A 12,754-nucleotide genomic window follows, 5' to 3' on the forward strand; every position below is an offset into this window, starting at 1 on the left:
ACGGGCGCTTGGCGCCATTAGCTGCGGCTGGTGATTTCCAAAAGGTGGTAACCGAACTGGGTTTGTACCGGTCCGTGTACCTTGTTCACTTCACCGCTGAATACAACCTTGTCGAATTCAGGCACCATTTGGCCGGGGCCAAAGCTACCCAAATCGCCGCCCTGGCGGCCGGAAGGGCAGCTTGAGTGCTCTTTGGCCACGTCCGCAAAATCACGACCGTTTTCAATCTCTTGTTTCAGTGCGTTGCACTGCTCTTCACTGCTTACCAAAATATGACGGGCGCTAGCAAGTGCCATAACAAACTCCTAAATAGACATGAAAACCCAAAGCGGGTCGCCAGTTTATCACGCTGGCACACGGTTGTAGGCGTTCACATTGGCTTGGTTAAGGGCCAGCCAGGGCGCCGCTTTCGCGCAGCGCTTCCCCTATGCTTGCCATCGCCCGTTCGTGAGCACTTAGCGCAAGAGGGCCGCGACTACAGACAACAATCACCCATGGCGCTGATTCAGCGCCAACGCGCGAAGCAAGGCCAGCATCGCAACTGCGGCGGTGCTGGGTACCGGTTTTATGGGCAAAGTGGAAGGCGTTGCCCATGCCTTGTTTTAAGCGCTTTTCACCGGAGCGGGTGCGCGCCATGACCGCCAGCAGCAGTTGCCGATGTTCAGCATTGAGGTCGGCCATCCCCCCGTGGTGCAGGCTGGCTAATACATCGCCAAAGGCACGCAGCGTGCCGCCGTTCTCACCTGTTGCTGCGTAGGCATCAAAGGCGTGGTCGTAGTCGGGCTGCTCAAACGCGTTGCGGCTTACGCCGAGCGTGCGGGCAAGCGCTGCCGGGCGCTGGTTAACGCTGTGCTGGCGCAGGGCCATAAAGTCTAACCCACCCAGGGTACGGGCATCCGGGTGTAGCTGGCCATACACCCCCTGGCGCACACCCACTAGCTTGCTAATGGGGCCTAACGCCTCAGGATGGCCACCGCTGGCCGCTACCATTGCCCTGGCCCGGGCATTTACTTCATCAAGCCCCACCCGGTTAATCAGCATATCCGACGCGGTGTTATCGCTAACGGTAATCATCTGCTCTAGCAAAAAACGAAGTGTGATCGACGCGCCCGGGTCGTGCCAGTTAACGGGCCCGGCGCCATCTACATAGTCGCTGCGGGCAAGGATTAACCGCTCATCTAGGGAAAGTGTGCCCGCTTGGCGTTCGGCCAGTACTTGGGCCGCCACCGGCACTTTCACCAGTGATGCCAAATACCACGGCTCATCGGCTCGCCATGAGTAGGCTTCCCCGCTTGCCAGGTTCTGTACATAGACACCCAGCTGCCCACCAAATACTTCTTCGATGGCAGCCACGCGGGCGTTTAAATTACCCTGCCACGCGCTCTGTTTGTCGACTTCATAGTACCAAGCAAATTCGTACTCATGAGACTCGTACCCATTAATAGCGTTCTCGGCGGCATGGGCAGGCAGCACCATGAATAGCGCAATACCCAGCAACCCGACCTGTAACAACTTCAACACAGTAATGATCTCAACATAGTAATAACCTTAATAAAGTTACCTCTTATTTGTGGCGCGCCACCCAGCGGGTCAGCCAAATCCATAGCGCGGCTCCAAGTATCAACAGTCCGCCTACCCCAAGGGCCTGTGGATAGGTGTAGGTGCCTTGGCCTTCCAACAAAAAACGCAGCACCAGAAAAATCATCACGATGTGAAAAATAAACGCTTTTAGCGCATCGCTGCCAACCACGGTTAACGGCCGTAGTGCTTTAGCAGCCATGCCACCACCTGCCAGGGCTAGCCCCAAGAGCACCAACGCGCCCCCTATACTAAACAGCATAAAGGGCAGCTCAGGCGGGTGCTTACCCGCGTTGCGCGCAACCGCCATCATGGCCCCATACACATCGCCACTGGCCAGTGACACACCATAAAAAGCAGCCACCATTAGCGCGCCGATACCCATGAGTATAAACACCAAGCGGCGGCGCAAGGCGGGATCGAAGTAGCAGCGCAGTACGGCCTCGCCCATCAGCAAGCCTGACAATATTAACGGCGCCCGGCTGAGCTGCCCCCAGGCGTAGTGGTCTTCGTGGTCGACCAGCAGGGCTTTTAGAATATCGTTGCCGCCAAAGCTAACCCCTTGCAGCCACGCGGACAGTGCCGTTAAGCCAACAATAGTGGCTAAACGCGCCCATAGCGGCGCTCGTGCCCAAAATGGCAGTACCAGCGGCACCCATAGCAGAGCGATGGCGTAAAAGCCGAGGATTTCCACCCAAATAGCAAAGCGTTGGTAGAGCAGCGTATCAACGATATCGCTAGGCGCGCTGAAGGGCAGCATTTCGACTATCGTCAGCGCTTTGTACCAAAACCACACCTCGATAGCCCGCACCCAGAGCTTTAGCCGACGCTTAGGCCAGTCATCCCGCTGAGTATGCGATAGAAACGCTACCGCTAACGCGATGCCAAACACCAGAATAAATAGCGACGAGGAGAATTTGGTTAAAAAATGAATAGGCACCATGCCCCACTCGGGCACATTGCGAATGCCCACCAGCCCGCTAACGGTGTGGCTCATTATCATCAGGCCAATGGCAATGCCTCGGGCAAGATCAATCGCGTCAATCCGCCCTTCCGCCCTGGGAAGCTGTGGCACCTCCTTCCAGTTGAGCACGTGGGTAGTGTCCTTATGGTTAATCATCGTCATGGCTCATCATTGCCAGCTAACCATAGACTATTTCCGCGATGCGCCTTTCAACCTAGGCGTTGTAAGAAACGTGCGTACGCGCCAAAACAAACCGCCCCCACAGCCAAAGGCTGCGGGGGCGGTGAATGAATCGCACGCTAGCGACGCATTTAACGGCTAAGCATTACCGGCTAATTACTCGGTAACCTCTGCCTCTGCGGCGGCGAAAGCCGCTTTCTCTTCTTCGGTGATCTCTTTAATAGAGAGTTTCACCCGGTTGCGGTTGTCGATATCCAGCACTTTAACAATCACATCGTCGCCTTCGTTTAAGAAGTCGCGGACGTTGTTAACGCGCTCGGCAACAATTTGCGAAATATGCACCAAGCCATCGGTACCCGGCATGATGTTAACAAACGCGCCGAAGTCAGCGATACGTACCACTTTACCGTTGTACAGCTTGCCGATTTCCGCTTCTGCGGTAATGGCCAGTACGGTATCAATGGCACGCTTCGCCGCGGCTTTATCTTCCGCGTAGATGCGCACGGTGCCGTCATCGTCCAGGTCGATAGACGCGCCGGTGTCTTCACAGATTTTACGAATCGTCGCGCCGCCCTTACCAATGACGTCACGGATCTTATCCGGGGCGATTTTGATGGTGGCCATGGAAGGAGCATTTTCCGACACATCGGTACGGCTCTGGCTGATCACGTCGTTCATCTGCGCCAGAATGCTGATACGCGCATCGTGCGCCTGCTGCAGCGCCTTCTCCATGATCTCTTCGTTGATGCCTTCGATCTTAATGTCCATCTGTAGAGCGGTGACGCCCTCTTCAGAACCGGCAACTTTGAAGTCCATGTCGCCCAGGTGGTCTTCGTCACCCAGGATATCGGTAAGTACGGCGTAGCCGTCTTCGTCTTTCACCAGCCCCATGGCAATACCCGCCACCGGGGCTTTCAGCGGTACACCGGCATCCATCAGCGCAAGCGAAGAGCCACACACCGAGGCCATGGAGCTTGAACCGTTGGATTCAGTAATTTCCGACACCACGCGAATAGTGTAAGGGAAGACGTCTTCAGACGGCAGCATGGCTTGAATACCACGACGCGCCAAACGGCCGTGGCCGATTTCGCGGCGCTTTGGGCCACCCATAAAGCCCGCTTCACCTACGCAGTAGGGAGGGAAGTTGTAGTGCAGCATAAAGCGGTCTTTACGCTCACCTTCCAGGGATTCAATGAGCTGCGAATCACGCAGGGTGCCCAAGGTTGCAATCGCAATCGCCTGGGTCTCGCCACGGGTAAACACCGCAGAGCCGTGGGTTTTCGGCAGTACGCCAACTTCAATGGCCAGCGGGCGCACGGTGGAGTTGTCACGGCCATCGATACGCGGCTCGCCTTTTACAACGCGCGAGCGTACAACGCGCTTTTCAAGGCCGGCAAACGCACCTTTCACGTCATCTTTGCTGAATTTGCCTTCCGCTTCTTCGCCTTCAACCGCCGCTAGCTGCTCAACAGCGGCATCTTTAAGTGCTGAAAGCGCGTCTTGGCGGGCCATTTTGTCGGTAATGCGGTACGCATCGCCCACTTTGGCTTCGAACGCTTCGGCCATGGCGGTTTTCAGCGCTACATTTTCCGGCGCAGGCTGCCAATCCCAGCGCGGTTTGCCAGCTTCAGCGACCAACTCTTTAATCGCGGTGACGGCAACCTGCATTTCCTGGTGGCCGAACAGCACGGCACCCAGCATTTCGTCTTCGAGCAGTTCCTGGGCTTCTGACTCCACCATGAGGACGGCTTTATCAGTACCCGCTACCACCATGTCCAGCTCGGAAGCAGCCAGCTCTTCCACGGTCGGGTTCAGGAAGTAGCCCTGCTCTTCGTTAAAACCAACCCGTGCACAGCCAATCGGGCCGTTAAACGGCACGCCAGAGATACTCAGCGCCGCTGAGGTGCCCAGCATCGCCGCCACATCCGGGTCATGGTTACGGTCGGTAGAGAGAACGGTACAGATCACCTGCACTTCGTTCATAAACCCTTTGGGGAATAGCGGACGGATCGGGCGGTCGATCAGGCGCGAGGTGAGGGTCTCTTTTTCGGTAGGACGGCCTTCACGCTTGAAGAAGCCACCGGGGATCTTACCAACCGCGTAGGTTTTCTCTTGGTAGTGTACCGAGAGCGGGAAGAAGGGCTGGTTGGGGTTGGCTTCTTTCTTCGCAACCACTGTACACAGTACAACGGTTTCATCCATGGTCACCATTACGGCACCAGTGGCCTGGCGAGCAATACGGCCAGTTTCTAAAGTGACGGTGCTACGACCGTATTGGAACGTTTTTTTTACCGGATTCACGGCGACTTCCTTTAACATTAATATCTACTTGTCTTTTCGCTTGGGTCGTTTTGACTCGTCACCATTCTAGGCGCTGTGGCGCCATACGGCTACCAGAAACAAAAAAACGGGCAGCCCCAAGGGGCTGCCCGTTTCGGATCATTGCCGCTAACGCTTAGCGACGCAGACCTAGACGCTGAATCAGAGACTGATAGCGTTCGAAATCTTTACGCTTCAGGTAGTCCAGCAGCTTACGACGCTGGTTTACCATGCGGATCAGACCACGACGTGAGTGGTGATCCTGCTTGTTGGTTTTGAAGTGGTCCTGCAGGCCATTGATGTTGGCGCTTAGCAGTGCAACCTGAACTTCAGGGGAACCGGTATCGCTATCGCCGCGGCCGTATTCGTTGACGATCTCGGCCTTTTTCTCAGCGGTTAATGCCATCTGTCTCTCCAGTAAGCAATATGCCTAAAATTGAATGGGTGAGACCACGCATATTTGCAGTCTCAGGCTACTCTCTTCTTTCTACTAGCGATCTTTTAACCGCTAGTTTCTAACCGCAGTTTTTAACCACGGTTTCTAACTACTATTTTCGCGCAAACGGCTGCTTCCTTGCAACGCTGTTTACGAGATAGCGACGGTACTTAACAGCCGCTTAGGCGCCACTTCCTGGGCACTTTTTACAACACCAAGGCCGATAAACGTCTCGGCGTAATAAAGTCTTGCCAGCGCATCGGGCGCAAGTGCCTCGATCGCTAAATGAGCGGACTGGCCATGGGCAAGACACCCGTAGGCCGTTTCATCCACGTTTAGCGAAGGCAAATGATCCACCAGCACATCAACAGGCATCAGCTCAGCCTCACGGCTGGCTTGGCTTGCCAGCGCTTCAAGGCTTTCCAACGTCCACATCGCGTCGCTGGTAAACGGCCCTGTTTTGAGCCTTCTCAGCTGACTAATATGGGCGCCGCAGCCCAACGCTTGGCCAATATCTTCGGCCAAGGTGCGAATATAGGTGCCTTTGCTACAGCTGACCTCAAGCTCGAAGGCCGTGCCCTCAAACTCAAGCAGCCGCGCATCATACACGCTTACCCGCCGCGCTGCACGCTCTACGTGCTTGCCCTCTCGGGCCAACTCGTAAAGCTTTTTACCCTGATGCTTTAGGGCCGAGTACATCGGCGGGACTTGCTCAATCTCGCCGCGAAAACGCGTCAAGACCGCTTCAACATCCTGCTCGGTGAGGCGGCTTGGCACCTCGCGCCGTTCGATGACTGTGCCTTCGGCATCGCCGGTGTCGGTGATCACCCCGAGTTCAACTCGGGTGCGATACATCTTGTCGGCCTCCAGCAGGTGCGCGGAAAACTTAGTGGCCTCCCCCAGACAAATGGGCAACAAGCCCGTTGCCATAGGGTCCAGCGTGCCGGTATGCCCGGCTTTCTGCGCCTCAAACAGACGACGCACCCGCTGTAGCGCGTGATTGCTGGAAATGCCCTTGGGCTTATCCAGCAGCAAAACGCCATTGACCGGTAATCCGCGACGGCGACGTGCCATTAGCGCGTCTCCTCACCATTGTTGCTATCACCATTATTGCTATCACCACTGCCGTTGTCGCTTTCGCCCTCTTCATCCTGCTGGCGGGCACGGTCGGTAGAGACCGCTTCGGCAATCAGCGATGAGAGGTGCTGGCCACGGAAGACACTTTCATCATAGTGAAAGCGTAGTTCGGGTACGTGGCGTAGCTTGATACGCTTGGCAATTTGGCTTCTTAGAAAACCAGCGGCACGTTTCAGTACCTGCAGGTTCTCTTTGATACGCTCGGGATCTTGTTCGCCCAATAGGGTGACATAGATATCGGCGTAACCCAGGTCACGGCTGACGGTCGCGCCGCTCACCGTAATCATGCCTAAGCGCGGGTCTTTTACTTCGCGTTGAATAAGTACCGCCAGCTCCTTTTGGAGCTGGTCGGCTACTCGGTCGGTACGCTTAAATTCGCGCATGATTGCTCCTCGCGGCCTTAGAGGCTGCGCTCGACCTTCACTTGGTCAAAGACTTCGATCTTGTCGCCGACCTGGACATCGTTGTAGTTCTTCACGCCGATGCCACACTCCATGCCGTTGCGCACTTCTTGCACATCATCTTTGAAGCGGCGCAGCGATTCGAGTTCGCCTTCGTAAATCACGACGTCATCGCGCAGTACGCGAATCTTCTTATTACGATGCACGCTGCCTTCGATGACCATACAACCGGCGATGGCACCAATCTTCGGCGCGCGGAAGACGTCGCGTACTTCAGCAACACCCACGATCTCTTCTTTCCATTCAGGTGCGAGCATACCGCTCATCGCCTGTTTGACTTCGTCGATCAGCTGGTAGATGACGCTGTAGTAGCGCAGATCCAGACCTTCACGTTCGATGATCTCGCGGGCAGCCGCGTCGGCACGGACGTTAAAGCCAACCACGATAGCCTCAGAGGCAAGCGCCAAGTTGGCATCAGTGCCGGTAATACCACCAACACCCGAGGAGACCACGGCCACTTCAACTTCACCGGTGGAGAGCTCTTCCAGGGCGCCTTTGATAGCTTCCAGCGAGCCTTGAACGTCAGCCTTGAGGACGATGTTGACCTTGGCCACTTCATCTTGGCCCATCTGGCTAAACATGTTCTCCAGCTTGGCCTTCTGCTGACGTGCCAGGCGCACTTCGCGGTATTTGCCTTGACGGAAGTTAGCGACTTCACGAGCTTTCTTCTCGTCGGCGACAACCATGAAGTCATCACCGGCATCCGGCGTACCGCCCAAGCCTTGAATCTCTACCGGCATGGCGGGGCCAACCGCATCAACTTGCTGGGCAAGTTCGTTGGTTAACGCACGCACACGGCCGTAGTGCAGGCCAGCCAGGACGATATCGCCCTTTTTCAGCGTACCGTTTTGAACCAGTACGGTAGCCACTGGACCACGCCCTTTATCAAGACGAGATTCAACTACAACGCCCTTACCCGGCGCGGAAGGCACGGCCTTAAGCTCAAGCACTTCGGAGGCCAGCTGGATCGCTTCCAGCAGCTCTTCCATGCCTTCACCTGTCTTAGCAGACACGTGAACAAACTGGGTATCACCGCCCCACTCTTCTGAAATCACGCCGTGTTGCGAGAGCTCATTACGAATGCGGTCGAAGTCGGCACCGACCTTATCTACTTTGTTCACCGCAACGACCATGGGAACTTCAGCAGCTTTGGAGTGCTCGATGGCTTCAATGGTTTGGGGCATCACGCCGTCATCGGCGGCCACCACCAGGATTACCACGTCAGTTGCCTTGGCACCGCGGGCACGCATGGCGGTAAACGCTGCGTGGCCTGGGGTATCCAGGAAGGTCACGCCACCGTGCTCATCCTCGACATGGTAAGCACCGATGTGCTGGGTAATACCGCCCGCTTCGCCAGTAGCTACTTTGGCTTTACGGATGTAATCCAGTAGCGAGGTTTTACCGTGGTCAACGTGACCCATAACGGTCACCACCGGTGAGCGGGTGATCTCTTCGCCTTCGTAGGAGATGCCTTCGAGCATTTCCGTTTCCAGCGCGTCATCTTTCACCATCTTGACTTTGTGGCCCATCTCTTCCACAACGATGGCCGCTGTATCCTGGTCAATCGTCTGGTTGATGGTCACCGCAGCGCCCATGTTGAACATGGCTTTGATGACTTCGTTGGCCTTGATCGACATTTTGTCGGCAAGCTCAGCAACGCTGATCGACTCAGGGATTGAGACTTCACGCACAATCGGCTGGGTCGGCTTCTGGAACGCATGCTTACCGTTGCCCGTCTGGTTGCCACCACGACGGCCACCGCGACGCTGTTCGGCACGTTTTACTTTCTTACCGGCACCGCCACGTTTGCGCTCTTCGCGATCGCCACGGTCATCTGCGTCGTCACGACCTTTCTTCTTCGCAGCTGCTTTTTTGGGCGGTGCGGTACGACGGTCGGTGCGACCCTCTTTCGGCGGCGCAGGCGGCATATCATCGGGTGACGGCGTATCGTCGATTTCAAGATTCGGCACCGCAACATCAGGTGTCGCCGGCGCTTTGGCTGTTCTAGGTCTTGAATCAATCTCTTTTTGACTACGCGCGGCTTCCGCTTCTTTATTACTGCGCGCAGTCGCTTCAGCTACCTGTGCAGCACGGGCTTTCTGTGCGGCGGCTTTTTCCTCTGCTTCACGCGCATCAGAAACCTTGCGCTCTGCTTCGGCTTCCGCCATGTCGCCTACTAGCTGGCGTGGGCCAGTGTAGCTAGGCTCAGCAGCTTTCGGCTTCTCACTTTCAGCGCTTTTAACGTAAGTTTTTTTCTTACGTACCTGCACTTCAATGGTCTTGCCGCGCTCGCCGGTTTTAATGCGGCTGCGGGTTTTACGGGTCAGCGTAATGCGGTTTTTGCTTGCATCAACTTCACTGCCACCGTGGCTTTTCTTCAAAAAGCTAAGCAATTTTTGCTTATCTTCTTCAGATACAGCATCGCCTTCTGAAGCGTGCTGTAAGCCGGCTTCTTTCATCTGTTCCAATAGGCGGGGCACATCACGGCCCACCTTTACTGCAAAATCTTTAACTGTCATATCTGACATAGTGACCCTCCTCAGCCCGTGACCTGTTTACTGTGTGTTCGAATCCGATGCGTTATCGTCTTCAAACCAGGGCGCACGGGCAGTCATGATCAGTGCCGCTGCGCGCGCTTCGTCCAACTCCTCGATATCGACCAGATCGTCGACAGACTGCTCGGCGAGATCTTCCATGGTGACAATGCCTCGGCTAGCCAGAATGAAGGCCAGGTGGCGCTCCATGCCGTCCATTTCCAGCAGGTCATTTGCTGGCTGGGCACCGTCTAGGGCTTCTTCCGAGGCAATGGCCATCGTCAGCAGCTCGTCTTTCGCGCGTGCACGCAGCTCTTCTACCAATGCTTCATCGAACTCTTCGATTTCCAGCATTTCTTCAAGCGGCACGTAAGCAACTTCTTCTAGGGTGGTAAACCCTTCTTCTACCAACAGGCGGGCAACATCTTCGTCCACTTCTAAGTGCTGAACGAAGGAGTCCACCAAACTATCGATTTCCTGCTCACGCTTAGACTCGGCTTCGTCTTCGGTCATCACATTGATGCGCCAGCCGGTCAGCTCAGAGGCCAAACGTACGTTCTGCCCGCTACGGCCAATGGCCTGAGCGAGATTGTCCTGAGCGACGGCAACGTCCATTGCATGGGCATCTTCGTCAACTAGGATAGACGCCACATCCGCAGGCGCCATGGCGTTAATCACCAACTGCGCCGGGTTATCGTCCCACAGCACGATATCCACACGCTCGTTTTGCAGCTCCGAAGAGACCGCTTGAACGCGTGAACCGCGCATACCCACGCAGGCACCGACCGGGTCGATGCGACGGTCGTTGGTTTTCACGGCAATTTTGGCACGCGAACCCGGGTCCCGGGCCGCGCCTTTAATTTCGATCAGCTGCTCAGCTATTTCCGGCACTTCAATTTTGAATAGCTCAATAATGAAGTCTGGGCTGGTGCGCGACAGCTGAAGCTGAGCGCCGCGAGCCTCTGGATCAACCTTCACCAACAGCGCACGCACTCGCTCGTTCATGCGGTAGCGTTCACCGTGAATCATTTCGTTGCGGGGCAAGAAGGCTTCGGCGTTTTCGCCCAGGTCGATAATCAGGCCATCGCGGGTGGTCTTTTTGACGATACCGGCAACCAGCTCACCTTCACGATCCGCGTATTGACGTACGACTTCAGCACGTTCGGCCTCGCGCACTTTTTGCACAATGACCTGCTTGGCAGTTTGCGCAGCAATACGACCAAACGCGGCGTTTTCAATTTTATGCTCGACAATATCGCCTAGCTTTAGCGGCGGATCGCGCTGCTCAGCGATAGTCTCTTTGATTTCGTAATCTGGCGTTTCAAATTCGTCATCTTCGACAACGGTCCAGGTGCGGAAGGTATCGTAATCCCCCGTACGCCGGTCAATGTGTACCCGCACGTTGGCTTCTTCCTGATCAAAGCGCTTACGTGATGCGCTTGCCAACGCGGCTTCTACCGCTTCAAAGATAACATCGCGGGGAACGCCTTTTTCATTCGAGATCGCGTCCACGACCATTAAAATTTCTTTACTCATGCGTATGCCTCGCCAGAAAACCTGTCCTTTTGTGCATCACCCCGGCTACCTGCCGGATGCCGCCACTCGTTTAATCGTCGAACTGCGGGACAACCTGCGCAGAATCGATGCTTTCGATGGGGAAGCAGTACTCTTCTCCATCCAGCTGTAGCAGCACTTCATCACCATCAACACCGGCGAGAAGCCCTTGATACTTACGCCGTCCATCAAAAGCAACGCGTAGCTTAAGCGCGACCTGGTGGCCTTGATAACGGATGAAGTGATCCAGGGTATACAAGGGGCGTGCCATGCCGGGGGAAGAAACTTCCAACCGGTATTCACCAGGAATGGGGTCTTCTACATCCATGACGGCACTAACTTGGCGACTAATATCAGCGCAGTCTTGCACGCTGACACCGCTTTCGCGCTCAATATAAATGACTAGCCGCGAGTGCTTACCCTGGGAAATATGGTCGATACCCCATAGCTCAAAGCCCATGGCGGCAACGACAGGTTCGATCAGCGCGTGAAGCGCAGCGTGTTTTGTGGCCACAGACAAAGCTCCTATAGCCGTTGCATCAGGCACCTGGCCAGGAGAGATAAGAGAAGCTAGGCGACTGATTGGCGTTACCCGGAAATGTGTCTCTGGCTACTCGGAGGACATCCGCTCTTGAGACACGCTTGGCTCGCAAAAAGCTTTAACAAAAAGCTATTAACAAAAAGCTATTAACAAAAAGCTATTAACAAAAAGCTATTAACAAAAAGCCCCTTCACAGGAAGGGGCTTTTTGAAAGAAACCTGTAATACCACTTTAGCAACATGCGGCGGATGTCGTTAAGCTGACTCTCTCACCATCTCAGTTACTCATTAATGACCGCAACTGGGATAAAACATATTACTAGAAGATGGTAGCGGGGACCGGATTTGAACCGATGACCTTCGGGTTATGAGCCCGACGAGCTACCAGACTGCTCCACCCCGCATCAATCTAGGTCGACAATAATAGACACTTGAACCACTTACGTCAAGAACTCATTTTCAAGAACTTGCTTCAAGTACAATTTTTGTCTCAGGTGCCAACCCCTGCTTTCTTTTACAAAAGCGTCTTAGGCAAAAACTCTGGGAAGCTGACAAGCCAGCAAAACAGATGGTGCCGAAGGCGGGACTTGAACCCGCACGACCATACGGTCACTACCCCCTCAAGATAGCGTGTCTACCAATTCCACCACTTCGGCATCAGGGGAGGCTAAAGAAAGCGACATCAAGACGTTACTCGCTGCTTTCCTCTAGCACTGGCGCGGTATTATCCATACTTGCAGGGCCGTCGTCAAGCGTTGGAAGACTACGCTGCTGCTCAATGAGGCGAGAGTCGGGGATACCTGCTTCCGGGGATTGGCTCGCCTGGGTCGCAAAGTAAGCGAGCGTCATCGAGGTTACGAAAAAACCTGCCGCTAGCACAGCGGTCGTACGGGATAAGAAATTACCGCTTCCCCGCGAACCAAAAACGGTTTGCGATGCACCGCCACCAAAGGCGGCCCCCGCTTCGGCACCTTTACCCTGCTGAAGCAGGATGAGTACAACCAGGGCGATCGCAATCACCACGTGAACCATAAGAATTGCAACTTGCATG

At 55.2% G+C, this 12,754-nt stretch carries 11 protein-coding genes and 2 tRNA genes; all 13 read right to left on the bottom strand.

Annotated features, from left to right (window positions below):
• Window positions 1–17: 17 nt before the first annotated feature.
• Window positions 18–296, bottom strand: coding sequence for a peptidylprolyl isomerase (locus BB497_02210; GenBank protein ID AVI61601.1), 279 nt, complete (start codon window positions 294–296; stop codon window positions 18–20).
• Between the two features lie 88 nt (window positions 297–384).
• Complete coding sequence (locus tag BB497_02215; protein ID AVI64230.1) at window positions 385–1,476, bottom strand: serine hydrolase; 1,092 nt, start codon at window positions 1,474–1,476, stop codon at window positions 385–387.
• An 88-nt stretch (window positions 1,477–1,564) separates the two neighbouring features.
• Complete coding sequence (locus BB497_02220; protein ID AVI64231.1) at window positions 1,565–2,698, bottom strand: hypothetical protein; 1,134 nt, start codon at window positions 2,696–2,698, stop codon at window positions 1,565–1,567.
• Window positions 2,699–2,878: 180 nt separating this feature from the next.
• Entirely contained in the window at window positions 2,879–5,041 is a 2,163-nt protein-coding gene (locus tag BB497_02225) for a polyribonucleotide nucleotidyltransferase (protein AVI61602.1), read from the bottom strand.
• Window positions 5,042–5,177: 136 nt separating this feature from the next.
• On the bottom strand, window positions 5,178–5,447 hold the full coding sequence (locus BB497_02230; protein AVI61603.1) for a 30S ribosomal protein S15: 270 nt from the start codon (window positions 5,445–5,447) through the stop codon (window positions 5,178–5,180).
• 180 nt (window positions 5,448–5,627) lie between these two features.
• A complete protein-coding gene (locus BB497_02235) occupies window positions 5,628–6,551 on the bottom strand; it encodes a tRNA pseudouridine(55) synthase TruB (protein AVI61604.1) in 924 nt (307 codons plus the stop codon).
• A complete protein-coding gene (locus tag BB497_02240; GenBank protein ID AVI61605.1) occupies window positions 6,551–6,997 on the bottom strand; it encodes a ribosome-binding factor A in 447 nt (148 codons plus the stop codon). The genes BB497_02235 and BB497_02240 overlap by 1 nt, the downstream gene beginning before the upstream one ends.
• 17 nt (window positions 6,998–7,014) lie before the next feature.
• Window positions 7,015–9,603 (bottom strand): translation initiation factor IF-2, encoded by a 2,589-nt coding sequence (locus BB497_02245; GenBank protein ID AVI61606.1) that lies wholly within the window; start codon window positions 9,601–9,603, stop codon window positions 7,015–7,017.
• Window positions 9,604–9,630: 27 nt separating this feature from the next.
• Window positions 9,631–11,145: a transcription termination/antitermination protein NusA gene (gene nusA / locus BB497_02250; protein AVI61607.1), complete on the bottom strand. Its 1,515-nt coding sequence runs from the start codon at window positions 11,143–11,145 to the stop codon at window positions 9,631–9,633.
• Between the two features lie 70 nt (window positions 11,146–11,215).
• Entirely contained in the window at window positions 11,216–11,677 is a 462-nt protein-coding gene (locus tag BB497_02255; GenBank protein AVI61608.1) for a ribosome maturation factor RimP, read from the bottom strand.
• Between the two features lie 353 nt (window positions 11,678–12,030).
• Window positions 12,031–12,107 (bottom strand) — tRNA-Met (locus BB497_02260).
• 165 nt (window positions 12,108–12,272) lie between these two features.
• Window positions 12,273–12,359: transfer RNA gene (locus BB497_02265), tRNA-Leu, on the bottom strand.
• A gap of 34 nt (window positions 12,360–12,393) precedes the next feature.
• Window positions 12,394–12,753 (bottom strand): preprotein translocase subunit SecG, encoded by a 360-nt coding sequence (locus BB497_02270; GenBank protein ID AVI61609.1) that lies wholly within the window; start codon window positions 12,751–12,753, stop codon window positions 12,394–12,396.
• Between the last annotated feature and the right edge of the window lies 1 nt (window position 12,754).

Source organism: Halomonas sp. GFAJ-1, assembly GCA_002966495.1.
Taxonomy (GTDB): Bacteria; Pseudomonadota; Gammaproteobacteria; order Pseudomonadales; family Halomonadaceae; genus Vreelandella.